This window comes from Mycobacterium sp. E2479, assembly GCF_001667925.1.
Classification (GTDB): domain Bacteria; phylum Actinomycetota; class Actinomycetes; order Mycobacteriales; family Mycobacteriaceae; genus Mycobacterium.
In genome coordinates, this window is sequence record NZ_LZJR01000010.1 from 163,596 (window position 1) to 185,959 (window position 22,364).

The following is a 22,364-nucleotide window of genomic DNA, read 5'->3' on the forward strand; positions in this document are numbered from 1 at the left end:
CGGCGCAGTACGTTGTGGGCCACCGCCGGCGTCAGGCGTCGAGCTCCCGGGCCACTGCCTTGACCACCTCGGAAACCCGGCGGGCAGTCTTGCGGTCCGGATAGCGACCCTTGCGCAACTCAGGCTGCACCGCACTTTCCAGCAGCGTGATCATGTCCTCGACCATGCCGTGCAGCTCGTCGGGACTGTGCTTGTGCTCGGCGGGCACCTCGCGACGCGCCTTGGTCAGGCTGGGCGGCGGCTCAATCAGTTTGAGGCTCAACGCTTGCGGTCCGCGCCGTCCGGAGGCGATGCCGAACTCGACACGCTGGCCAGCCTTGAGGCCCTCAACCCCGGCGGGCAACGCCGACGAGCGAACGTATACGTCTTCGCCGTCCTCTTGCGACAGGAACCCGAAGCCCTTGTCAGCGTCGTACCACTTAACCTTGCCCGTCGGCACTGGTCTCACCTGCTTGTCTAACGAATCAATAGAGGTAGGAAACACAATAAGCGTCCCGCCTGCGCAGGACGCCGTATTAGGAGTCTGATCCTACTCGCGGGCCCGGGCGACAAGCACCCCCGTTATCGGGCACTCGGTACGCTTGGTAATAACCGCGGAGGAGATATGCGCCTGATCCTGAACGTCATCTGGTTAGTCTTCGGCGGCCTCTGGCTGGCCGTCGGATACCTGGCTGCGGCGATCATCAGCTTCCTGCTCATCGTCACGATCCCGTTCGGCTTCGCGTCGTTGCGCATCGCCTCCTATGCGCTGTGGCCGTTCGGCCGCACGATTGTGGACAAGCCGACGGCGGGGTCTGGCGCCCTGGTCGGAAACGTGATCTGGGTGTTGCTGTTCGGTGTGTGGCTGGCGATCGGTCATCTGGCCAGCGCGGCGGCGATGGCGGTCACGATCGTCGGCATCCCCTTGGCGTTGGCCAACCTGAAACTGATTCCGGTGTCATTGATGCCGCTGGGCAAGCAGATTGTCCCGGTCAGCTCACCGACCGACTACGCGCCCCCGGCGGCCGCATGACTTTGACGACGCTGGGCGTCCCGTCAGTGCCGAGGCGCGACGGCGGCGCGGCCGTTTCTGCCGGTGCCCCCGCCACCGGCCCGCTGGTTGACACCTATGGGCGGGTCGCCACCGATCTGCGGATCTCGCTGACCGACCGCTGCAACCTGCGGTGCACTTATTGCATGCCCGCGGAGGGCCTGAACTGGCTACCGGGCGAGCAACTGCTGGATGCTCACGAACTCGCCAGACTGATGCGCATTGCGGTTACCCGGCTGGGGGTGACCAGCGTGCGGTTCACCGGCGGCGAACCCCTGCTGGCGCGCCACCTCGAAGTAGTGGTCGCCGATGCGGCCGCTCTGCAGCCCCGCCCCGAGATCTCGCTGACCACTAACGGTATCGGGCTGGCGCGTCGCGCCGCCGGGCTCGCGGCGGCCGGCCTGAATCGCGTCAACGTCTCACTCGACAGCGTGGATCGGCAGAATTTCGCGGCCATCACCCGCCGCGATCGCCTCGCCGACGTGCTGGACGGCTTGGCCGCCGCCAACGAAGCCGGCCTGACGCCGGTGAAGGTGAACGCCGTGCTGGACCCCGGCACCGGCCGCGAGGACGTGGTGGACCTGTTGCGGTTCTGCCTCGAGCACGGCTATCAGTTGCGCGTCATCGAGCAGATGCCCCTGGATGCCGGGCACCAATGGCGACGGGACGCGGCGCTGAAGGCCGACGACGTGCTCGCCGCGCTGCGCCCACATTTTCGGCTGCGGCCCGATCCCGCGCCGCGGGGCTCGGCCCCCGCTGAGCTGTGGCTGGTCGATACCGGCCCGGGCACGCCGAGCGGCAAGTTCGGGGTCATCGCATCGGTCTCGCACGCGTTCTGCGCGGCGTGCGACCGCACGCGCTTGACGGCCGACGGCCAGATCCGCAGCTGCCTGTTCGCCAAACAAGAGACCGACCTGCGCGGGCTATTGCGCAGCGGTGCGCCCGACGACGCGATCGAGGCGGCGTGGCGCACTGCGATGTGGGGCAAACCCGCCGGTCATGGCATCAACGATCCGAACTTCATCCAGCCCGACCGCCCGATGAGCGCGATCGGTGGCTAGTCCCATGGGGCAGACCCCTGTCCAAGCCAACGGAATTCAGGTGACGGTGCGCTACTTCGCCGCCGCGCGCGCGGCCGCGGGCGTCGACTCAGAGTCGGTGGTGCTGCGTCCCGGCACCACGGTCGGCGAGCTGGTCGAGCGGCTCGCCGTTCGAGGGTCTGGCTTGGCCACCGTGCTGAACCGGTGCTCGTACCTGCGCGACGGGATCGCCGTCCGCGACGACACCACGGCGTTGCAATCCGGTGACACGATCGATGTCCTGCCGCCCTTTTCTGGCGGTTGAAACTGTGACATATCTCACGTAACGGAACGATAACGGCGCGGTCACGCTCCGATATCGACCCCTATGAGCTGCGCAAACACTATGTGTTCCTGCGGTTTTCACGGAGGGCCGAGAGGGAAACGCCGGGTTCCGCTCAACGTGACGAGACCAACAGAAACGGTTACCGTCTCCGAAGGCTCGCCAGCCATCCCGATTGGCGGACCTCCCCTCCCTATCGCGCCGAGCTCCATCCAATAGGCGGGGGGCCTCCGAACTACATGGATGGAGACGGGGGACCCACCGGTCCACCGTGATCGGAATGGGGCCGCACGCGGCTCCTAGGGGTGAAGTCGGCGTCGTCTCATTTGACGACGACGCCGGCCGGGTGGCCTCTCCAACCCGAACCCGACAGCTGACCTCGCAGGCGCGTGACGAGAGAGGAATAGATCGGCGCGTATGAGCGGACGTCATCGTAAGCCCAGCAGTTCGAACATCAGCGTCGCCAAGATCGCCTTCACCGGCGCGGTTCTTGGTGGCGGCAGCATCGCCCTGGCCGGCCAAGCGGCCGCGGCCACCGACGGAGAATGGGATCAGGTAGCCCGTTGCGAATCCGGCGGTAACTGGGGCATCAATACCGGCAACGGCTACCACGGTGGCGTGCAGTTCAGCGCAAGCACCTGGGCCTCACACGGCGGCGGCCAATACGCCCCGTCGGCCGAACTCGCCACCAGGGAACAGCAGATCGCCGTCGCCGAACGGGTGCTCGCCACTCAGGGCCGCGGAGCCTGGCCCGTGTGCGGCGGCCCCTTGTCGGGACCGACCCATCGCGACGTGCCGGCGCCCGCCGGCCTGGACGCCCCCGGCATCAATGGCGCCCCGGCGCCGCTCGCCCCGTCCGTGGATGCGCCCCCGGCGGACGCTCCTGCGCCGCCCCCGCCCGCTCCGGTGCAGCTGGCCTCGTTTGACCGGCCGGCACCGCCGGACGCTCCTGCGCCGCCCCCTGCGGACCTGCCGCCGGTTCCCCCGGCCGACGCCCCGCCGCCGGCCGACGCGATGCCACCCGCACCTCCCGTGGACCTGCCGCCGGCGCCCCCCGCCGACGCCCCGCCGCCGGCCGACGCGATGCCACCCGCACCTCCGGCGGACGCACCGCCCGTCGTGGACACGGACTTTCACGGTTTCGTGCCGGAAGGCACGCCGCAGCAGGCCTCCGACGCCAATTACCTCGTGCAGCTGTGGGAGGCGATCAAGGCGCAGGACGTTCACGGAAACGACGCGCTGGACGCTCTCGCTCAGCCGTCACCCAACGCCTGACGCCGCCTCACCCCCCGCACGCCCCGAAACCCCTCCTTTTCGGGGCGTGTCGGGCATGGTGCAGCATTCCGGTGGCCGACGTGCCTGGCGCGTCAGGCCGAGCCCACCCACTCTTCGGTTCCGTCGGCGAAGAATTGGTGCTTCCACACCGGTAGCCGCGCCTTGATGGTGTCCACCAAGAGCGCGCAGGTGGCGAATGCTGCCTGCCTATGGTCGGCGGCGACGGCGGCCACCAGAGCCGCCTCTCCGATGCGTAGCGCGCCGATGCGGTGGCTTGCGGCGACTGCCCGTACGCCGCTGGACTGCTCGGCCACCTCGGCCACCACATCGGCGATGACCTGGTCGGCCGACGGGTGCGCGGAGTACTCGAGTCGCACCACCCGCCGTCCGCCGTCGTGGTCGCGGATCATGCCGACGAACCCGACGATGGCCCCGGCCGACTGATGGCCCACTAACTCTTCATGCTCGGCCAGTGAAATCGGGTGCTCGGTCATGGCTGCGCGCACGACGAGCGTCATCGCAGGTGATCTTTACCGGCGAGCTGGTCGAGTGCGTGGTCGAGCACATCGGCGAGCACACCGAGGCCGTCGCGAACTCCTCCCGGCGAACCAGGCAGGTTGACGATCAAGGTCTGGCCGGCCACGCCGCACACCCCGCGCGACAGCACCGACGTCGGCACCTTCGGCAGGCCCGACTGGCGGATCGCTTCCGCTAGCCCCGGAATCATGTAGTCGACTACGGCCACGGTGTGGTCCGGCGTGCTGTCGCTGGGCGAGATGCCGGTGCCGCCGGAGGTGATGATGACATCGACCTCGGCGCCGATCGCGGTGCGCAGCGCGGCACCGACCGGCGGCCCGTCGGCAACCACCTCCGGCTGCGGTGCCGAAAAGCCGCGTTCTGCGAGCCATTCGGCGATGATCGGGCCGCAGCGGTCGTCGTAGACTCCCGACGCCGCGCGGGTCGAGGCGATGATGATGCGGGCGGAACGGGTGCTCATTGGCGCGCCCACCTTCCGGTTTTGCCGCCTTCCTTGCGCAGCACTCGGATGTCGTCGATCCGTGCGGCCGGGTCCACCGCCTTGATCATGTCGTAGAGCGTCAGGCCCGCGACGCTGACGGCCGTCAGCGCTTCCATCTCCACCCCCGTGCGGTCGGTGCTTCGCACTGTTGCGGTGATCTGGATCTCAGACTCCCCCACGGTGAAGTCGATGTCGACCCCTGTGAGAGCGAGTTGATGACAAAGCGGGACGAGTTCGCTGGTGCGCTTCGCGGCCTGAATGCCGGCTATCCGGGCCGTGGCGAGCGCATCGCCCTTGGGCAGTCCGCCGGCCGAGATCAGCGCCAGCACTTGCGGCGACGAGCGCAGGACGCCCGCGGCCACCGCGGTCCGCTTGGTGGCCAGCTTTTCGCTGACGTCGACCATGTGCGCCGCCCCCTGGTCGTCCAAATGTGACAGGGGGCCCGAGCCGGCGTCTTCGGAAGCCGAGTTCGCCGAGGCTTCGGAGCCCTCAGAGGCCCTGGCCATCTGGCGGCCTACCGATTGACGACGGTGACCGGGTGCACGTAGGGCAGATCGGTGGGGGGCAGCGGGAACACCAGCTCACCGAAGGGCGACAGCGCGCCCGTGCGATCGGTCACGAGTTCACTGACCGCGTGGTCGTCGGGGTCCGTCGTCGGCCAGCCGTTGTCCACATACTTGGTTTTACGTGCTTTGCCCTCAGCAGTGTCAGCCACGAGGTCCATTCTGACAGGTGGCCGGACGGCACGCGGCGCAAGACCGGCGTTTGAAGACGCGTTGCCGTCGCCGCCGCCGGTCACCGCGCTAGCGGCGCGATGGGCTGTCGAGGCCTGCTGGGTATCAGCCACCTGCTTTACGCTGGTCAGCAATGACCGACAACACCCCGGATATCCCGCTGGGATCGTGGCTGGCCGAGTTGTCCGATGAGCGGCTGATCCGACTGTTGGAATTGCGGCCTGACCTCGCCCAGCCCCCACCCGGCAGCATCGCCGCGCTGGCCGCGCGCGCCCAGGCCCGCCAGTCGATCAAGGCCGCCACCGATGACCTGGACTTTCTGCGGCTGGCCGTACTCGACGCGCTGTTAGTGCTCCAGGCCGACGTGGAGCCTGTGCCCACCGCGAAGCTGCTAGCGCTGATCGGTGACCGCGCCCCCGAAACCGACGTCCTCGACGCGGTGGACGACCTCCGGCAACGCGCCTTGGCTTGGGGCGACGCCGCGCTGCGCGTGGCCGCCGACGCCGCGGCAGGAATGCCGTGGCATCCGGGCCAGGTCAGTCTCGAGGACGCGTCGCGCAGCGCCGAGCAGATCGCCGGCCTGATCGATGGCCTCGACCAGGCGCAGCTCGACGTGTTGGAGAAGCTTCTAGAAGGTTCCCCGTTGGGCCGCACCCGCGACGCCGCGCCCGGCGCGCCCGCCGACCGGCCGGTACCCCAGCTGCTGGCCATGGGCCTGTTGCGGCGCATCGATGCCGAGACGGTGATCCTGCCCCGCCACGTCGGGCAGGTGCTGCGGGGCGAGCAGCCCGGTCCCATGCAGCTGACCGCACCCGACCCGGTGGTCTCCACCACCACGGCCGACGACGTCGACGCAACCGCTGCCGGGGCTGTCATCGACTTGCTACGCGAGGTCGATGTCCTGCTTGAAACGCTTTCCACCGCACCGGTTTCCGAGCTGCGAAGCGGCGGTCTGGGGATTCGCGACGTCAAGCGGCTGGGCAAGGTGACCGGCATCGAAGAGTCGCGCCTGGGATTGATCCTCGAAGTCGCGGCCGCGGCTGGGTTGATCGCCAGCGGCATGCCAGACCCCGAGCCGGTCACCGGAGAGGCACCGTACTGGGCGCCGACGGTCGCAACCGACCGGTACGCCGCGATGTCGGCCGCCGAACGCTGGCAGCTGTTGGCCAGCACCTGGCTCGACCTTCCCGGTCGGCCGGCGCTGATCGGCAGCCGCGGCCCCGACGCCAAGCCCTATGGGGCCCTCACCGACGGCCTGTACTCCACGGCCGCACCGCTGGATCGCCGGCTGTTGCTCTCCATGCTGTCCGAACTGCCCCCCGGCGCCGGCGTCAACGCGGCGCACGCTTCGGCGGCGCTGATCTGGCGGCGCCCGCGCTGGGCCAAACGGTTGCAGCCCGGACCCGTCGGGGACCTGCTCGCCGAGAGCAACGCCCTGGGGCTGGTGGGCCGCGGGGCGATCAGCACACCTGGTCGCGCGCTGCTGGACGACGACGGCGATCCGCAGCTCGCGATCGAGGCGATGAACCGGGCGCTGCCCAAACCGGTCGACCATTTCCTGCTGCAGGCGGATCTCACCGTGGTCGTGCCCGGCCCATTGGAACGCGACCTGGCCGAGCAACTCGCCGTCGTCGCCACCGTCGAATCGGCCGGCACCGCGATGGTGTACCGAATCAGCGAGCAGTCGATCCGCCACGCACTCGATGTCGGCAAGACCCGCGACTGGATGCATTCCTTATTCGCCAAGCATTCGAAAACTCCGGTTCCCCAAGGCTTGAGCTACCTCATCGACGATGTTGCACGCCGGCATGGGCAGCTGCGGATCGGCATGGCGGCGTCGTTCGTGCGCTGCGAGGACCCCGCCCTGCTGGCCCAGGCGGTGGCAGCACCGGCGACCGAAGAGGTGCAGTTGCGGGCCCTTGCGCCGACGGTCGCGGTGTCGCCGGCCCCCATCGGCGAGGTGCTCGTCGCCCTGCGGGCCGCCGGCTTCGCGCCGGCGGCCGAGGATTCCTCCGGCGCCATCGTCGACGTTCGTCCGCGCGGTGCCCGGGTGGCCACGCCCCAGCAGCGCCGGCCCTATCGCCCGATCCGGCGTCCCAACAGCGAAAGCCTCAACGCGGTGGTGGCGGTGCTGCGCAAGGTGACCGCCGCACCATTCGGCAACATCCGTGTCGATCCCGCGGTCACCATGACGCAGTTGCAGCGCGCGGCCAAGGAACAAGACACCCTGGTGATCGGTTATCTGGATGCGGCCGGTGTGGCGACCCAGCGAGTGGTGTCACCCATCACCATCAAAGGCGGTCAACTGGTGGCGTTTGACTCCGCGTCCGGAAAGCTGCGTGACTTCGCCATCCACCGCATCACGTCGGTTGTGTCGGCCACCGGCCGATAATGGGTGCCATGCCTGCCGGCGTGACCACAGATCAGGAGGAGTGGCGCTGAGTATGTCTGACGGACCGTTGATCGTGCAGTCCGATAAGACTGTGCTGCTCGAGGTCGACCACGATCTCGCCGGCGCGGCGCGCGCCGCCATCGCGCCGTTCGCCGAGCTGGAACGCGCGCCCGAACACGTGCACACCTATCGCATCACCCCCCTGGCGCTGTGGAACGCCCGCGCCGCCGGTCATGACGCCGAACAGGTGGTCGACGCGCTGGTCAGCTTCTCGCGTTACGCGGTGCCCCAGCCGCTGCTGGTCGACATCGTCGATACCATGGCCCGCTACGGACGTTTGCAGCTGGTGAGAAACCCGGCACACGGCCTGACACTGGTGAGCCTGGATCGCGCGGTGCTCGAAGAGGTGTTGCGCAACAAGAAGATTGCACCGATGCTCGGCGCCCGAATCGACGACGACACGGTCGTCGTCCATCCCAGCGAGCGCGGTCGCGTCAAGCAGATGCTGCTCAAGATCGGTTGGCCCGCAGAAGATCTCGCCGGCTACGTCGACGGTGAAGCGCATCCGATCAGCCTGGCCCAGGACGGCTGGCACCTACGCGACTATCAGCAGATGGCCGCCGACTCGTTTTGGTCCGGCGGATCCGGTGTGGTGGTGCTTCCGTGCGGCGCCGGTAAGACACTGGTGGGCGCGGCGGCCATGGCGAAAGCCGGTGCGACGACGCTGATTCTGGTCACCAATATCGTCGCGGCGCGGCAATGGAAGCGCGAGCTGATCGCGCGTACGTCGCTCACCGAGGACGAAATCGGCGAATACTCCGGCGAACGCAAAGAGATCCGGCCGGTCACCATCTCCACGTATCAGATGATCACTCGCCGCACCAAGGGCGAGTATCGGCACCTGGAGCTCTTCGATAGCCGGGACTGGGGGCTGATCATCTACGACGAGGTCCATCTGTTGCCGGCACCGGTGTTCCGGATGACTGCGGATCTGCAGTCCAAGCGGCGCCTGGGTCTGACCGCGACGCTCGTCCGCGAGGACGGCCGCGAGGGCGACGTGTTCTCGCTGATTGGCCCCAAGCGCTATGACGCGCCGTGGAAGGACATCGAGGCGCAGGGGTGGATCGCGCCGGCCGAGTGCGTCGAAGTGCGGGTCACCATGACCGACAACGAGCGGATGATCTACGCCACCGCCGAACCCGAAGAGCGGTACAAGCTGTGCTCGACGGTGCACACCAAAATCGCCGTGGTCAAATCACTTCTGGCGAAACATCCCGGCGAGCAGACCCTGGTGATCGGCGCCTACCTCGATCAGCTCGACGAGCTCGGTGCCGAGCTGAACGCCCCGGTCATCCAGGGGTCCACCCGGACCAAGGAACGGGAAGAACTGTTCGATGCCTTCCGTCGAGGCGAGTTGTCCACCCTGGTGGTGTCCAAAGTCGCGAACTTCTCCATCGACTTGCCGGAAGCCTCTGTAGCGGTGCAGGTCTCGGGAACATTCGGCTCGCGCCAAGAGGAGGCGCAACGGCTGGGCCGGCTGCTTCGGCCCAAGTCGGACGGTGGGGGCGCCATCTTCTATTCCGTGGTGGCGCGCGACAGCCTGGATGCCGAGTATGCCGCGCACCGGCAGCGCTTCTTGGCCGAGCAGGGCTACGGTTACATCATTCGCGATGCGGACGACCTCTTGGGACCGGCGATTTAGGTTGTACGGCGTCGCCAGTTAGCGCAGCGGCCGCCATGTTGTTCGACGTCCCGGGATCGACGAATTCGATTGTGCTGCTTGACAGCCGCCGTCCCTTTTTCGGTGTCGGCGGGCGGATCGACGCGCGGGCTACGGGCCGTAACTAATCAGTATCCTAGCGCAACTATTGCATAGTGCTATGATATTCAGGCTCCACTCGCACAGGAGGTACGCACATGAAGATCGCCATCGTCGGTGCGGGCATCGCCGGTCCAACACTTGCGTACTGGCTTTGGCGCTATGGTCACCAGCCCACCCTGATCGAGAAGGCGGCGCGTCTTCGCACCGGCGGCTACGCAGTGGATTTTTGGGGCGCCGGGTATGCCGTTGCCGAACGTATGGAACTGACCGCCGAATTGCACGCAGCCGGATACGCGGTCAAAGAGGTGCGGATCGTGGACCGGAATTCGCGCAAGGTGGGCGGCTTTTCGGCTGAGGTGTTCCGGCGGAACGTCGATGGCCGGTTCGTGACTGTGCCCCGCGGCGATTTGGCGGCCATGATCTATCGCTCCATCGACAATCATGTCGAGACTCTGTTCGGTGAAAGCGTTTCGGCCATCGAGCAACACGACTCTTGCGTACAGGTCAGCCTCGAGCGCGGCGGGTCACGACAATTCGACCTGCTCGTCGGTGCAGGTGGTATTCATTCGCCTGTACGGGAATTGGTCTTCGGCACGCAAGCCCGATGGGAGGCCGATCTCGGTTACCGAGTCGCGGCGTTCGAGGCCGACGGCTACCAACCGCGTGATGAACTCGTCTACGTCGCACACACCATGCCCGGGCGCATGATCGGACGATTCACGATGCGCGGCGAGAAGACGATGTTTCTTTTCGTTTTCACGCCCGATCACATGAGCGGCCCCGATCCGCAGGATGCGTCACAGGCCAAGAACACACTGCATGAGGTTTTCGGCGACGCGGGCTGGGAATGCCCAGAGATCTTGCGCAAACTCGACAAGACCACCGATGTGTACTTCGATCGCGTCAGCCAAATCGTCATGGACCACTGGTCGGACGGGCGTGTAGCGCTCATCGGCGACGCTGCGGCTGCCGTCTCGCTGCTGGCGGGTGAGGGAACGGGTCTCGCGATGGTGCAGGCCTACGTACTGGCAGGCGAACTCAGTCGCGCAGGAGGCGATCACCAGGATGCGTTTCGTCGCTATGAGCGGCGATTGCGTCCGATCGTTGAGGCCAGGCAGCGGTCGGCGCGGGCATTCGCCACGATGTTCGCGCCAAAGACGGCGCTGGGCGTATGGACCCGCAACCAGGCGTCGAAACTGCTGAATATTCCGCGGCTGGCCGACTGGGCCATCCGCAGCGAATTTCGTGACGACATCGCATTGCCCGAATATGCCGCGTAGCCGGGCCAATCGCGGTTTGAGGACCCGGAAGGGTTGTGCCTCGGGCGATTAGAGCGACAGGATGGTCGCCGACGCGGTGCCCGGCGCGCCATACACCTGGGCCAGCCCGACGCGCGGGTTGCCGGGAACCTGACGCTTCCCCGCCTCGCCACGCAGCTGACGCACCAACTCGTGCATCTGCCGCAGCCCCGATGCGCCGATCGGCTCGCCATTGGCGATCAGCCCACCATCGGTGTTGACCGGCATCGAGCCGTGAATCTCGGTGGCGCCGTCGGCCAGCAGCTTCTCCTGCTCACCGTCGGCGCACAGGCCGGTCTCGGCCATGTGGATGACCTCGTTGCCGGCGTCGGTGTCCTGCAGCTGGGCGACATCGACGTCCTCGGGACCGATGCCCGCGGCTTCGTAGGCCGCCTTGGACGCGTACACCGTCGGCGAGACGTCCTCGTCGAGCGGTGCGAAGGTGGCATGCACCTCATACGCCCCGAACGTGCGAGTGCGGATCTCACAAGCGCGCACGTACACCGGCTTGTCGGTGAACTTGTGCGCGATGTCTGCGCGACACATGATGACCGCGGCGGCGCCCTCGTCGGGCGCGCAGAACATGTACTGCGTCAGCGGGTAGTTGAGCGTAGGCGAGTTGAGGATCTCCTCGACGGAGATCTCCTTGCGCCGGAAGGCATTCGGGTTCAGCGTACCGTTGCGGAAGTTCTTGTTGGCCACCCGCGCCAGCGTCTCCTGCGAGATGTGGTGATCGTGCAGATACTTGTTGGCCTTCATCCCGAAGAACTTGGTCGTGACGAACTGACCGTTCTGCGCGTACCACTGCGGCAGCGCCAGCTTGGCGGGGTCGTCGGTGAAAGCACCGCGCGGATGTTTGTCCAAGCCGATGGCGATGCCGATGTCGTACTTGCCCAAGCGGATGGTGTCCGCCGTCTGCTGAATGGCACTGGCCGCGGTGGCGCAGGCGTTGAAGACGTTGGTAAAGGTGATGCCGGTCAGTCCAACCAGGCGGGTGACCGCGTCCGGGTTGGACACTTCGTGACTGCCACCGAAGCCGAACTGAATGTCTTTCCACTGAACACCGGCGTCGGTGAGCGCGCTTTGGATGGCTTCAGCGCCCATCTGCATCGCGGTCTTCTCGAACCGGCCGAAGGGATGCAGACCCACACCGATGATCGCTACATCGTTGGTCATCTCAGTCTCCTTCTGTCTAAACCGGCTGGAAAGCGAACGTGATGATCTCGTTGCCGTCCGCGTCGGTGGTGAAAGGCACCATGGTGAGCTCGACCTCCTGGCCGAACTTCAGCTTGGCCGGGTCGTTCTCGGTCAGCCGCCCCTCGACACGGATGACGTCACCGAGCTGGACCAGACCCACGCCGAACGGCACGAAGTCCTTGCCGGTCGGGCCGGCGTACGGGGCCCCGGGCGGGAAGCCCTGAGTGGTCCAAGCGACGACGGTGCCGGTCCGCGGCAACAGCACGTCGCTCATCGCGCCGCCGCTGCACCGCGGGCACCGCTGCTGCACCGGGAAGGTCGTGGCGCTGCAATCGCCGCACCGACTGCCGATCAGCTGCGGGTTCTCGTCCGGCCAGGTCGAGATCTCGGGAGCGAGTGCCTTCTGCATTGAGGGATCCTCCAGGAACGTCCGCGGTGCGCCAAAAGAACAATTCTGACTGAACGGTATAACAGCTTTCCGAAAAGTGGAAACCGCATTCTCATAGCTGGAGGACCGGGCGGGCCGACGACGGACCGGGCACGAAGATATGTTGGGCCCATGACGGTCACGGTGATACTCGAGCTCAGATTCAAGCCCGACGAGGTCGCTGCGGGGCGCGAGCTGATGGGCCGGGCGCTACAGGACACTCGCGCGTTCGACGGCAATGTGCGCACCGACGTACTTGTCGACGAGGACGACGAAGCGCACTGGCTCATCTACGAAATCTGGGAGACGGTCGAAAACGACGAGGCCTACCGCGCGTTTCGCGCCGGCGAAGGCAAGCTGACCCAGCTTCCTCCGCTGCTGGCCGCGCCTCCGGCCAAGACCAGGTACATCACCAGCGACGTCTAACGCGCTATCAGCTCAGCGCAGGAATGACCTCACGCTCGAACAGTTCGATGCCCGACCGGTCGTAGGCGGCCTCGGGGAAGTAGCAGATCGCGTACTCGCAACCAAGGTCGCGAACCTTGGCGATCCGCTCGATGACTTGTTCCGTTGTGCCTGTTGCCCCCTCCGAGCCTCCGGAGAGCATCGCATCCGCGGCGGCCTCGGGTACGTAACGCGATATGCGGTCGCGTATCCGCTGCCGCCGGTCTTCGACGTCGGAGTCGGAGGCGCCGATGATTGCGCTGAAGTTGGCCGAGCGAACGATGGCGTCAAAATCGGTACCCACCTCACGGCAGTGCTCGGCCAGCACATCCGATTTGTGCTTGAAGGCCTCGAGCTCCGGCGTGAAGTTGGTGTATTGCGCGTACTGCGCGGCGATCCGCAACGTCACCTTCTCGCCGCCACCGGCGATCCAGAAGGGAATTCCCCCGTCCTGCAACGGCTTCGGCTCGACGATCGCGCCGTCGACCTGATAGTGCTTGCCGTCCAAGCTGACTTTGCCGTCGCGCCACGCATCGCGCATGATCTGCACGCCTTCGTCCAGACGGCCCAATCGCACACCCGCCGAGGGGAACCCGTAACCGTAAGCGCGCCATTCATGTTCGTACCAGCCACCGCCGATGCCCATCTGAATGCGGCCACCGGAGATGACGTCGGCAGTCGCGGCCACCTTGGCGAGATAGACGGGGTTGCGGTAACTCATCGCGGTGCACATCTGGCCGAGTTTGATCCGCGAAGTGCTCGCCGCGTAGGCCGCCATCAGCGACCACGCTTCGTGCGTCGCCTCGCCGGTCGGCATCGGCACGGTGTGGAAGTGGTCGTAGACCCACAGCGAGTCCCACGCGCTGTTATCGGCGTAGGTGGCCAGGTCGCGCATCAGCGCCCACTGTTTTTCGGGTTCGATGTCGACCAGATCCATCCGCCAGCCCTGCGGAATGAAGAGTCCAAAGCGCATAACTAGGGACCTTAGCCTGCGACTCAACCACCCAGCGCGTCAAGCGCGGCCGCCACCGACTTCTCGCGTAGCTCTTCGCGGGGCGCGTCGGGAAACTGCACGCAGCAATCCTGCAAGCCGCCGAAGGCGACCACCGCCCGAGTGGACTGCGCGAGCGTCGGCTTCTTGCCGAAGACCAGCCTGGCCAGCCGCTCACGCCACGCCAGCACGGTATCGATGAGGTCGAGGTCGATCAGCGTCGAGAGCTCGGTCAACAGCAGCACCAGGTCCCGGCGGTGCCGGTAGTGGAAATCGAAGTAACCCTCTAACAGCTCGCGCGCATCGTTGCGGCGGCGCCCCTCGGCCTCGGCGACGAAGCGTTCGCCCTCGTCGATCAGCGGCACCAGGATGCTGCGCACGAGTTCTTCGCGTGATGGAAAATGGTAGTACAACGCGGGTTTGGTGATCCCTAGCTGGTTGGCGATGTCCTGCAGGCTGGTGCGCTGCACGCCGCGCTGCAAGAAGAGCTCGCGGGCGACCTCTTGGATGCGCTCACGGGTGTCCGACCGGGGCCTGCTCACCCTCGCGAGTTTATCTGACTTTCCGATAGGTAAGTGGGATGCTAAGCTTACCAAACGGTAAGTAAGCGTGGGAGGTGGTCATGCGGATACTCATCTCCGGCGCCAGCATCGCTGGCCCGGTCCTGGCGTACTGGCTGACCCGATACGGTTTCGACGTCACCGTGGTGGATTGCGCAGCGACGCTGCGAAAAACCGGCGGCCACGCCGTCGACTTGTTCCGTCCCGCAATGGAAATCTCGACGAAGATGGGCGTCCTCCCGCACATCGAGGCGCGCGCCACCGGAACCGAACGGCTGACGATGTACCGCGAAGCCCGGACAAAAGCCATCGACGTCGACCTCGCCAAGATCTACGCCGCCACCTCCGACTCGCACGTAGAGATCATGCGCGACGACCTGAGCGAGATCTACTACGACGCCGCCCGCGACGATGTCGAGTACCTGTTCGGTGACTCGATCACCGCGATCGAGCACGACGGAACCGTGACATTTGAGCGGTCGTCGGCGCGTTCGTTCGACGTCATCGTGGGCGCCGACGGGTTGCACTCTAATGTTCGGCGCCTGACTTTCGGCGAGGACGCCAAGCTGACGCGCTTCCTCGGCGGGTACCTGTCAGTGCTGTCGGCACCGAAGGCGCTGGTCGAGTCCGGTGAGATGGTCGCTCACGTCGGCGTCGGCCGCTTCGCCGGAATCTACACGGCGGATCACCTGGATGACGCCCGTGCGGTGTTCATGTTTCGCAGCAAAGAGGAATTGGACTATGGGCACCGTGATGCGTTGCGGCAGAAGGAATTACTGAAGAACGCGTTCGCCGGGATGCACGAGCAGGTGGATAGCTGGCTGGCAGAACTGGACCGCACGCGCACCTTCTACTTCGACTCGATCACCCAACTGCGGACCGACCGGTGGTCGCGGCGCCGCGTCACCCTGGTCGGCGACGCGGGATACTGCCCGGGACCCGCGGTGGGCGGCAGCACCAGCCTCGCCATCCTCGGCGCCTACGTGCTGGCCGGGGAGCTCGCCGAGGCCGACGGCGACCATCTGCGCGCCTTCGCCGCCTATGAGCTGCGGATGCGCGAACCCGTGCAGCGCAGCCGAGCGTTCGCCCGCGCCGCGGCCAAAGGCATCATCCCCGGTTCCCGAATCGGAGTGTGGGCGTTGACCCGTGGAGCCCAGCTGATCTCGGCGATGCCCGGGTCGCTGTCCCGCTCAGTGGCGAAGCTCAACACCAAGGGCATCCGGATGCACGATTCGATGCCGGTGCCCGAATACACCGGAAGCGACGCCTGACAGCATGTCCGGTAGAGCCGCGGTGCCGGGCCGCCGCGGCATGCGCGCCACGAAGGGAAGGCCTCACATGGAACTGACCGGTGTCGGGATCTGGAGCAGTCAACTTCGCTACGGCGACCCGGTTGAATCCGCCGAGGCGGCAACCGAACTCGACGAAATGGGGTTTTCGGCATTGTGGATACCCGACGTCGGTGGGCCGGTGTTCGACGCGGTGGGGCACCTGCTTGCCGCGACCCGGCGGACCGTAATCGCCACAGGCATCTTGAATCTGTGGATGCATTCGCCCGCCGACGTCGCCGACTCCTACGCGACCCTGACCGCCGAGCACGGTGACCGTTTTCTACTCGGGATCGGCGTCAGCCACGCCCCGTTGATCGATGCCGGTCAACCCGGACGGTACCGCAGGCCGCTGGCGGCAACCGCATCCTTCCTGGACGGCTTGGATGCCGCGCCGCATCCGGTTCCCATCAAGCGCCGGGTGCTTGCCGCGTTGGGCCCGAAGATGCTGACGCTGTCAGCGACCCGGGCCGGTGGCGCCCATCCCTACCTCGTCACCCCTGAGCACACCGCTTCTGCCCGTTCGACTTTGGGCCCGAGCCCGTTGCTGCTGCCAGAACAGACGGTTATCTTGACGAACAGCGTCGACGAGGCCCGCCGAATCGGAACCGATTGGCTGCGGTCGTATTTGGCCTTGCCCAACTATGCAAACAACCTGTTGCGCACCGGCTTCACCGAAGACGATCTGTCGCAGGTGAGCGATCGCCTGTTCGACGGCATCATCGCCTGGGGTGATGAAGAGGTCGTGACGCGCCGCGTCGCCGAGCATCGTGCCGCGGGCGCCGACCAGGTCTGCGTCCAGGTGCTGCTGCCCGATCCGCGGGTATTCCCGCGAGAGGAATGGCGCCGCATCGCCGCCGCCTTCCGATAGGGGCGACCTGCCCCAGGGGCTTAGGCTGAGCCATGGCTTCCAAGCAAACGCTGTTTCGGATCTTCTACCGCATCGGGTTCACCCCATGGGACGGTCATCCGCTCGCGCAGAGCGTGCGGGATCTGGTCGAGGGAACGCGCGACGCCGCAGCGCTCCCCGCCGGGTCGGCTCTAGAGGTCGGTTGCGGTACCGGTGACTGCTCCATCTATCTCGCCCAGCACGGCTGGAAGGTCACCGCGGTCGACTTCGTGGCCAGGCCACTCGAACGCGCACGTGCCAAAGCAAGCGCGGCCGGCGCCGACGTCGAGTTCCGCCAAGCCGACGTCACGCAGCTGAGCCGCACCGGCATCGGCGCGAACTTCGAGTTGATCGTCGACAATGGCTGTCTGCACAACATGAGCGACGCCGATCGCGACGCGTACGTCCGCGAAATCAGCGCGCTGGCGGTTCCGGAGGCACGGCTGCTGATCGTGGCGTTCGTCCCGGGCGGGCGGGTCGGGGTGCGCGGAGTGGACCGCGCCGAGATGGAACGACGATTCGCCCAGAACTGGGCTCTGTTGTCGGCCGGCGCCGAACGCGAGCTGGACCGCGCCGAGAAGACACCGGCGTGGTACTACCTGTTCCAAAGGCGCCGTTAGTCTTTCGCGACCACCGCACGCAGAAGCCCCCGAAACCTGGTTGGCTCGGGGGCTTTCGCGCCTGCGTAACGCAGGACTAGCTGAGCGACGCCGGCGGCAGGAAGCGGTCGCCGTACTTGGCGGCCAGTTCCTTGGCCCGGGCCACGAAGGCTTCCTTGCCGACACCATGCGCACCCTCGTAACCGACGATGAACTGGGCGCTACCACCGGTGTACGGCGGGAAGCCGATGCCCATGATCGAGCCGATGTTGGCGTCGGCGGTCGACGTCAGCACGCCCTCGTCGAGGCACTTCTGGGTTTCCAGCGCCTCGGCGAACAGCATCCGGTCGATCATGTCCTGCAGCGGCGGTTGCGAGCTGCCGGACTTGAACGTCTCGCGTAGGCCCGGCCACAGGCGGGTCCGCTTGCCATCCACGTACTCGTAGAAGCCGGCGCCCTTCAATCGCGAGGGCCTGCCCAGCTCGATCATCTTCTCGACGACGGCTTCGGCCGGGTGCGGCTCGTAAGTGCCGCCCGCGTCCTCGACACCCTTGCGGGTGGCCGCGGCGATCTTGTGCATCAGCTCCAGGTTGAGCTCGTCGGACAGCTGCAGCGGCGGCGCCGGGTAGCCGGCCTGCGAACCGGCGTGCTCGATGCTGGCCGGCTCCACGCCCTCACCCAGCATCGCGAGCGCCTCGTTGACGAACGTCCCGATGACGCGGCTGGTGAAGAATCCGCGGCTGTCGTTGACCACGATCGGGGTCTTGCCGATGGCCAGCGTGTAGTCGAAGACCCGCGCCAGCGCCTCGTCGGATGTCTTCTCGCCCTTGATGATTTCCACCAGCGGCATCTTGTCGACCGGGGAGAAGAAGTGGATCCCGATGAAGTCCTCCTGCCGCTTGACGCCGGTCGCCAGACCGGTGATCGGCAGCGTCGAGGTGTTCGATCCCAGCAGCGCGTTGGGCTCGACGATGTCCTCGATCTCCTGGAACACCTTGTGCTTGAGTTCCTGGTTCTCGAATACCGCCTCGATCACGAAGTCGACGCCCTTGAGGTCGGCCGGGTCGGCGGTCGGCGTGATGCGGTCCAGCAGCGCCTTGCTCTTCTCCTCGGTGGTCTTGCCACGCGAAAGTGCCTTGGCCTCAAGCTTTTCCGAGTATCCCTTGCCCTTTTGAGCGGCTTCGACGCTGACGTCCTTGAGCACCACGTCATATCCGGCCTTGGCCGAGACGTAGGCGATGCCGGCGCCCATCATGCCCGCGCCCAGCACACCGATCTTGTTGATCTTGACCGGCTCGATGCCATCCGGTCGGGAGCCGCCACCGTTGATGTGCTGCAGGTCGAAGAAGAACGCCTGGATCATGTTCTTTGCGACCTGGCCGGTGACCAGCTGGGTGAAGTAACGGCTCTCGATGCGGCTGGCGGTATCGAAGTCCACCTGCGCGCCCTCGACGGCCGCGTCCAAAATGGCCCGCGGCGCCGGCATCGGTGCGCCCTTGAGCTGCTTCTTCAGCAGCGCCGGGAACGACGGCAGGATGCCGGCCAGCGCAGGGCTGGACGGGGTGCCGCCGGGCATCTTGTAACCCTTTTTGTCCCAGGGCTGTTCATGCGAATCAGGGTTGGCCTTGATCCACGCCTTGGCGGCGGGCACCAGCTCCTCGACCGAGCCGACGAGCTCGTCGACCAGCCCGACCTCCTTGGCCTTCTCCGCCTTGAAGCGAGTGCCCTGCGAAAGGATGTTCATGAACGCGTTCTGAATTCCGAACATCCGCACCGTGCGGGTCACACCGCCGCCGCCGGGCAGCAGCCCCAGCGTGACCTCGGGGAAGCCCACCACGAGACCCTTGACGTCCGCGGCGATGCGGTGATGACAGGCCAGCGCGATCTCCAGGCCGCCTCCCAGCGCGGCGCCGTTGATGGCCGCGACCACCGGCTTACCCAGCGTCTCCAGCGCACGCAGGTCACGCTTGACCGACTCGACGGTGTCGAAAGCCTCACCGGCGTTCTCCGGACCGAGGTTGATCATGCCTTTCAGGTCACCGCCGGCGAAGAACGTCTTCTTCGCGCTGGTGATGACCACGCCGGTGATCGAATCCTTCTCGGCAACAAGACGTTCCACAGCGTTGTGCATGGACTCGCTGTAGTGCTCGTTCATCACGTTGGCCGACCCGGTGGGATCGTCCAGGGTCAGGGTGACGATGCCGTCGTCGTCCTTGTCCCACTGAATGGTGTTCTCTGCCATGGTCTTAAACCCTCTCGATGATGGTGGCGACACCCATGCCGCCGCCGATGCACAGCGTGATCAGGGCGCGCCGCGCGTTGCGGCGCTCGAGCTCGTCGACCATGGTGCCGGTGATCATGGCGCCGGTGGCGCCAAGCGGGTGACCCATCGCGATGGCGCCACCGTTGACGTTGAGCTTCTCGTCCGGGATGTTGAGGTCCTTCTGGAACTTCAGCACCACCGACGCGAACGCCTCGTTGAGCTCGAACAGGTCGATGTCGTCGATCGTCATCCCGGCGCGATCGAGCACCTTTTGCGTGGCCGGAGTCGGGCCGGTGAGCATGATGACCGGGTCGGAGCCGCTCGTGGCGGTGGCCACGATGCGCGCCCGCGGCGTCAGCCCCTGCGACTTGCCGGCTGCTTCCGAGCCGACCAGCACCAGCGCGGCGCCGTCGACGATGCCGGAGCTGTTGCCGCCGGTGTGGACGTGGTTGATCTTCTCCACGTAGTGGTACTTCGTCAGCGCCACGTCGTCGAAGCCGCCCATTTCGCCGATGCCGTCGAAGGCGGTCTTCAGCTTGCCCAGGCCCTCCAGGGTGGTGTCGGGCCGCATGTGCTCGTCATGGTCGAGGATGACCAGGCCGTTCTGGTCGCGCACCGGCACGATCGACTTGGCGAAGTAGCCGCCCGACCACGCCTCGGCGGCCTTCTGCTGGCTGCGCAGCGCGTAGGCGTCCACGTCGTCGCGGGAGAAGCCCTCGATGGTGGCGATCAAGTCGGCGCCGATGCCCTGGGGCACGAAGCCGATCCGGTAGTTGGTCTCGGGGTCGGTGGCCCAGGCGCCGCCGTCGGAGCCCATCGGGACCCGGCTCATCGACTCGACGCCGCCGGCCAGCACCAGGTCGTCCCAGCCGGAGCGGACCTTCTGGGCGGCGGTGTTGACGGCCTCCAGGCCGGAGGCGCAGAACCGGTTGAGCTGCACGCCGCCGGTGGTCTCGGGCAGCCCGGCGGCCAGCACCGCGGTTCGGGCGATGTCGCCGCCCTGGTCGCCGACCGGGGACACCACACCCAGGATCATGTCGCTGATCAGGTTCTCGTCGAGGTCGGGAAAACGCCGACGGAGCTCGTCAACCAGGCCCACGACCAGGTTGAGCGGCTTAATCTCGTTCAGCGAACCGTTGCGCTGCTTCCCCCGTGGGGTGCGGATGGCCTCATAGATAAAAGCTTCTTCGGACATGACGACTTCCTGATCTGGCGAATAGGGTTCGAATCCGTCTCCAAGACTAGATCCCGACCCACCCTAACAGGGTGCCCGGCCAACCTGTTGGTTGGCCAAGACCGCACAGCTCAGGGGTGCCTAGCGACGCGGACCACGCGGCGCCTGGGGCACGGCCGCCGAGCCGCCGAACGTGAAACTGCGTACACGCTCGGCGTCGTGTGCGCACCTAACTTCACGTTGGGCCCAACGCCAACGCTGGCATGACATTCGCGGAAACCATGCCCCGCTTAAGCTCGACCACCATGACGGTGTCGCGACTGCGCCCCTACGCGACCACGGTGTTCGCCGAGATGTCGGCGCTGGCCGCGCGGATCGGAGCGGTGAATCTTGGCCAGGGGTTCCCCGACGAGGACGGGCCCCCGGCCATGCTGAAGGCCGCCCAGGAGGCGATCGCCGACGGCGTCAATCAATATCCGCCGGGCATCGGCATCGCACCGCTGCGCCACGCCATCGCCGCCCAGCGGCAGCGCCGCTACGGCATCGACTACGACCCGGACACCGAGGTGCTGGTGACGGTCGGGGCGACCGAGGCCATCGCCTCGGCGGTGATCGGCCTGGTCGAACCCGGTTCCGAGGTCCTGCTCATCGAGCCGTTCTACGACTCCTACTCGCCGGTGGTGGCGATGGCGTCCGCGCACCGGGTGGCCGTGCCGCTGGTTCCCCATGGCCGCGGCTTCGCCCTGGACGCCGATGCTCTGCGCCGAGCGGTGACGCCACGGACCCGCGCGGTGATCGTCAACTCCCCGCACAACCCGACCGGTACCGTTCTGAGCGCCGATGAGTCGGCGGCCATCGCCGAGATCGCGGTCGCGGCCGATCTGTTGGTGATCACCGACGAGGTCTACGAGCACCTGGTGTTCGACGGGCGTCAGCATGTGCCGCTGGCCGGCTTCGACGGCATGGCGCAGCGAACGATCACCATCTCCAGTGCCGCCAAGATGTTCAACTGCACCGGCTGGAAGATCGGCTGGGCTTGCGGCCCAGCACATCTCATCGCCGGGATGCGCGCCGCCAAACAGTATCTGAGCTATGTCGGCGGCGCACCGTTCCAGCCGGCGGTGGCGCTGGCGCTGGAGACCGAGGATGCGTGGGTGGCGGGCCTACGCGCGACTTTGCAGGCCAGACGCGATCGACTGGCCGGCGGGCTGATCGACGTCGGGTTCGAGGTGCACGACAGCGCCGGTACCTACTTCCTGTGCGCCGATCCGCGTCCGCTGGGCTACGACGACAGCAGCGCATTCTGCGCGGAACTTCCGGCAAAGGTCGGAGTGGCCGCGATCCCGATGTCAGCCTTTTGTGACCCGGCCACCACCGACGGTACGGCCGACGTGTGGAATCACTTGGTGCGCTTCACCTTCTGCAAACGCGACGACACCCTCGATGAGGCGATCAAGCGACTGGGCACCCTGCGCGCCGCTAGTTACTTCGACCTGAAAAAGGGTTGATGGTTAGTGCGCCTGGATGTTGGTCCCTGGCTGGAATCGCTGAGGGTGGCGTG

At 66.5% G+C, this 22,364-nt stretch carries 23 protein-coding genes and 1 riboswitch; of the genes, 12 read left to right on the top strand and 11 right to left on the bottom strand.

All coding sequences use genetic code 11. The features are described from left to right. Positions 1-31: 31 nt before the first annotated feature. Entirely contained in the window at positions 32-439 is a 408-nt protein-coding gene (locus A5686_RS01950; RefSeq protein ID WP_067930257.1) for a cold-shock protein, read from the bottom strand. A 165-nt stretch (positions 440-604) separates the two neighbouring features. On the opposite strand from A5686_RS01950, the gene A5686_RS01955 reads away from it, so the two are divergent. The 4 genes from A5686_RS01955 to A5686_RS01970 all read left to right on the top strand — a co-directional run bounded on the left by A5686_RS01955 (position 605) and on the right by A5686_RS01970 (position 3,667). Beyond that, entirely contained in the window at positions 605-1,012 is a 408-nt protein-coding gene (locus A5686_RS01955) for a YccF domain-containing protein (protein WP_067930259.1), read from the top strand. Further along, a complete protein-coding gene (gene moaA, locus A5686_RS01960) occupies positions 1,009-2,091 on the top strand; it encodes a GTP 3',8-cyclase MoaA (RefSeq protein WP_067930261.1) in 1,083 nt (360 codons plus the stop codon). Before A5686_RS01955 ends, moaA begins: the two co-directional genes overlap by 4 nt. 4 nt (positions 2,092-2,095) lie before the next feature. Beyond that, entirely contained in the window at positions 2,096-2,374 is a 279-nt protein-coding gene (locus A5686_RS01965) for a MoaD/ThiS family protein (RefSeq protein ID WP_067930263.1), read from the top strand. A 207-nt stretch (positions 2,375-2,581) separates the two neighbouring features. Continuing rightward, positions 2,582-2,796, top strand: a riboswitch (cyclic di-AMP (ydaO/yuaA leader). A gap of 13 nt (positions 2,797-2,809) precedes the next feature. Then, entirely contained in the window at positions 2,810-3,667 is an 858-nt protein-coding gene (locus A5686_RS01970; RefSeq protein ID WP_067930264.1) for a transglycosylase family protein, read from the top strand. Between the two features lie 92 nt (positions 3,668-3,759). Here A5686_RS01970 and A5686_RS01975 read toward each other — a convergent pair whose 3' ends face one another. The 4 genes from A5686_RS01975 to A5686_RS01990 are packed head-to-tail and all read right to left on the bottom strand — an operon-like array spanning position 3,760 to position 5,400. After that, entirely contained in the window at positions 3,760-4,185 is a 426-nt protein-coding gene (locus A5686_RS01975) for a molybdenum cofactor biosynthesis protein MoaE (protein WP_067930266.1), read from the bottom strand. Continuing rightward, on the bottom strand, positions 4,182-4,664 hold the full coding sequence (locus tag A5686_RS01980; RefSeq protein WP_067930268.1) for a molybdenum cofactor biosynthesis protein B: 483 nt from the start codon (positions 4,662-4,664) through the stop codon (positions 4,182-4,184). The genes A5686_RS01975 and A5686_RS01980 overlap by 4 nt, the downstream gene beginning before the upstream one ends. After that, positions 4,661-5,191, bottom strand: coding sequence for a cyclic pyranopterin monophosphate synthase MoaC (gene moaC, locus A5686_RS01985; RefSeq protein WP_067930274.1), 531 nt, complete (start codon positions 5,189-5,191; stop codon positions 4,661-4,663). Before moaC ends, A5686_RS01980 begins: the two co-directional genes overlap by 4 nt. A gap of 8 nt (positions 5,192-5,199) precedes the next feature. After that, complete coding sequence (locus A5686_RS01990; protein WP_197520447.1) at positions 5,200-5,400, bottom strand: hypothetical protein; 201 nt, start codon at positions 5,398-5,400, stop codon at positions 5,200-5,202. A 152-nt stretch (positions 5,401-5,552) separates the two neighbouring features. On the opposite strand from A5686_RS01990, the gene A5686_RS01995 reads away from it, so the two are divergent. The 3 genes from A5686_RS01995 to A5686_RS02005 all read left to right on the top strand — a co-directional run bounded on the left by A5686_RS01995 (position 5,553) and on the right by A5686_RS02005 (position 10,913). Further along, positions 5,553-7,811 (top strand): helicase-associated domain-containing protein, encoded by a 2,259-nt coding sequence (locus A5686_RS01995; protein ID WP_067930279.1) that lies wholly within the window; start codon positions 5,553-5,555, stop codon positions 7,809-7,811. A 52-nt stretch (positions 7,812-7,863) separates the two neighbouring features. After that, positions 7,864-9,513 carry a DNA repair helicase XPB gene (locus A5686_RS02000; protein ID WP_067930281.1) on the top strand — a complete coding sequence of 550 codons (1,650 nt, stop codon included), beginning with the start codon at positions 7,864-7,866 and terminating at the stop codon, positions 9,511-9,513. Positions 9,514-9,728: 215 nt separating this feature from the next. After that, the gene (locus A5686_RS02005; RefSeq protein WP_067930295.1) at positions 9,729-10,913 is read left to right on the top strand and encodes an FAD-binding domain; all 1,185 of its coding nucleotides are present in this window, start codon (positions 9,729-9,731) and stop codon (positions 10,911-10,913) included. Positions 10,914-10,961: 48 nt separating this feature from the next. On the opposite strand, the gene A5686_RS02010 is transcribed toward A5686_RS02005, so the two are convergent. After that, complete coding sequence (locus A5686_RS02010) at positions 10,962-12,107, bottom strand: thiolase family protein (protein ID WP_067930297.1); 1,146 nt, start codon at positions 12,105-12,107, stop codon at positions 10,962-10,964. 16 nt (positions 12,108-12,123) lie between these two features. Then, a complete protein-coding gene (locus tag A5686_RS02015) occupies positions 12,124-12,537 on the bottom strand; it encodes a Zn-ribbon domain-containing OB-fold protein (protein ID WP_067930299.1) in 414 nt (137 codons plus the stop codon). Between the two features lie 150 nt (positions 12,538-12,687). On the opposite strand from A5686_RS02015, the gene A5686_RS02020 reads away from it, so the two are divergent. Next, positions 12,688-12,981 (top strand): putative quinol monooxygenase, encoded by a 294-nt coding sequence (locus A5686_RS02020; RefSeq protein ID WP_067930302.1) that lies wholly within the window; start codon positions 12,688-12,690, stop codon positions 12,979-12,981. Between the two features lie 7 nt (positions 12,982-12,988). Here the strand turns inward: A5686_RS02020 and A5686_RS02025 are convergent, their stop codons facing one another. Then, positions 12,989-13,972: an LLM class F420-dependent oxidoreductase gene (locus A5686_RS02025; RefSeq protein WP_067930305.1), complete on the bottom strand. Its 984-nt coding sequence runs from the start codon at positions 13,970-13,972 to the stop codon at positions 12,989-12,991. Between the two features lie 23 nt (positions 13,973-13,995). After that, entirely contained in the window at positions 13,996-14,532 is a 537-nt protein-coding gene (locus tag A5686_RS02030; RefSeq protein WP_067930308.1) for a TetR/AcrR family transcriptional regulator, read from the bottom strand. 80 nt (positions 14,533-14,612) lie between these two features. Here A5686_RS02030 and A5686_RS02035 point away from each other — a divergent pair, with 80 nt between their 5' ends. The 3 genes from A5686_RS02035 (at position 14,613) to A5686_RS02045 (ending at position 17,387) form a co-directional block, all read left to right on the top strand. Further along, positions 14,613-15,821 (top strand): FAD-dependent monooxygenase, encoded by a 1,209-nt coding sequence (locus A5686_RS02035; protein ID WP_067930356.1) that lies wholly within the window; start codon positions 14,613-14,615, stop codon positions 15,819-15,821. 67 nt (positions 15,822-15,888) lie between these two features. Further along, positions 15,889-16,749, top strand: a complete 861-nt coding sequence (locus A5686_RS02040; protein WP_067930311.1) for an LLM class F420-dependent oxidoreductase — start codon at positions 15,889-15,891, stop codon at positions 16,747-16,749. 32 nt (positions 16,750-16,781) lie between these two features. Further along, positions 16,782-17,387: a bifunctional 2-polyprenyl-6-hydroxyphenol methylase/3-demethylubiquinol 3-O-methyltransferase UbiG gene (locus A5686_RS02045; RefSeq protein WP_067930313.1), complete on the top strand. Its 606-nt coding sequence runs from the start codon at positions 16,782-16,784 to the stop codon at positions 17,385-17,387. A gap of 76 nt (positions 17,388-17,463) precedes the next feature. Here A5686_RS02045 and A5686_RS02050 read toward each other — a convergent pair whose 3' ends face one another. Then, positions 17,464-19,608, bottom strand: a complete 2,145-nt coding sequence (locus A5686_RS02050; protein WP_067930316.1) for a 3-hydroxyacyl-CoA dehydrogenase NAD-binding domain-containing protein — start codon at positions 19,606-19,608, stop codon at positions 17,464-17,466. Positions 19,609-19,612: 4 nt separating this feature from the next. Beyond that, positions 19,613-20,824 carry an acetyl-CoA C-acetyltransferase gene (locus A5686_RS02055; RefSeq protein ID WP_067930319.1) on the bottom strand — a complete coding sequence of 404 codons (1,212 nt, stop codon included), beginning with the start codon at positions 20,822-20,824 and terminating at the stop codon, positions 19,613-19,615. 284 nt (positions 20,825-21,108) lie between these two features. Between A5686_RS02055 and A5686_RS02060 the strand changes: the two genes are divergently transcribed. Beyond that, on the top strand, positions 21,109-22,311 hold the full coding sequence (locus A5686_RS02060) for a pyridoxal phosphate-dependent aminotransferase (protein ID WP_067930359.1): 1,203 nt from the start codon (positions 21,109-21,111) through the stop codon (positions 22,309-22,311). Positions 22,312-22,364 lie beyond the last annotated feature (53 nt).

Excerpts from the sequence above, each read along its gene's own strand:
- A5686_RS01970 (WP_067930264.1), top strand. The coding sequence starts at position 2,810 with ATGAGCGGACGTCATCGTAAGCCCAGCAGTTCGAACATCAGCGTCGCC.
- A5686_RS01980 (WP_067930268.1), bottom strand. The coding sequence starts at position 4,664 with ATGAGCACCCGTTCCGCCCGCATCATCATCGCCTCGACCCGCGCGGCG.
- A5686_RS02025 (WP_067930305.1), bottom strand. The coding sequence starts at position 13,972 with ATGCGCTTTGGACTCTTCATTCCGCAGGGCTGGCGGATGGATCTGGTC.
- moaA (WP_067930261.1), top strand. The coding sequence starts at position 1,009 with ATGACTTTGACGACGCTGGGCGTCCCGTCAGTGCCGAGGCGCGACGGC.
- A5686_RS01995 (WP_067930279.1), top strand. The coding sequence starts at position 5,553 with ATGACCGACAACACCCCGGATATCCCGCTGGGATCGTGGCTGGCCGAG.
- A5686_RS02040 (WP_067930311.1), top strand. The coding sequence starts at position 15,889 with ATGGAACTGACCGGTGTCGGGATCTGGAGCAGTCAACTTCGCTACGGC.
- A5686_RS02000 (WP_067930281.1), top strand. The coding sequence starts at position 7,864 with ATGTCTGACGGACCGTTGATCGTGCAGTCCGATAAGACTGTGCTGCTC.
- A5686_RS02005 (WP_067930295.1), top strand. The coding sequence starts at position 9,729 with ATGAAGATCGCCATCGTCGGTGCGGGCATCGCCGGTCCAACACTTGCG.
- A5686_RS02050 (WP_067930316.1), bottom strand. The coding sequence starts at position 19,608 with ATGGCAGAGAACACCATTCAGTGGGACAAGGACGACGACGGCATCGTC.
- A5686_RS01975 (WP_067930266.1), bottom strand. The coding sequence starts at position 4,185 with ATGACGCTCGTCGTGCGCGCAGCCATGACCGAGCACCCGATTTCACTG.
- A5686_RS02045 (WP_067930313.1), top strand. The coding sequence starts at position 16,782 with ATGGCTTCCAAGCAAACGCTGTTTCGGATCTTCTACCGCATCGGGTTC.
- A5686_RS01965 (WP_067930263.1), top strand. The coding sequence starts at position 2,096 with ATGGGGCAGACCCCTGTCCAAGCCAACGGAATTCAGGTGACGGTGCGC.
- A5686_RS02020 (WP_067930302.1), top strand. The coding sequence starts at position 12,688 with ATGACGGTCACGGTGATACTCGAGCTCAGATTCAAGCCCGACGAGGTC.
- A5686_RS02055 (WP_067930319.1), bottom strand. The coding sequence starts at position 20,824 with ATGTCCGAAGAAGCTTTTATCTATGAGGCCATCCGCACCCCACGGGGG.
- moaC (WP_067930274.1), bottom strand. The coding sequence starts at position 5,191 with ATGGCCAGGGCCTCTGAGGGCTCCGAAGCCTCGGCGAACTCGGCTTCC.
- A5686_RS01955 (WP_067930259.1), top strand. The coding sequence starts at position 605 with ATGCGCCTGATCCTGAACGTCATCTGGTTAGTCTTCGGCGGCCTCTGG.
- A5686_RS02015 (WP_067930299.1), bottom strand. The coding sequence starts at position 12,537 with ATGCAGAAGGCACTCGCTCCCGAGATCTCGACCTGGCCGGACGAGAAC.
- A5686_RS02010 (WP_067930297.1), bottom strand. The coding sequence starts at position 12,107 with ATGACCAACGATGTAGCGATCATCGGTGTGGGTCTGCATCCCTTCGGC.
- A5686_RS02060 (WP_067930359.1), top strand. The coding sequence starts at position 21,109 with ATGACGGTGTCGCGACTGCGCCCCTACGCGACCACGGTGTTCGCCGAG.
- A5686_RS02035 (WP_067930356.1), top strand. The coding sequence starts at position 14,613 with ATGCGGATACTCATCTCCGGCGCCAGCATCGCTGGCCCGGTCCTGGCG.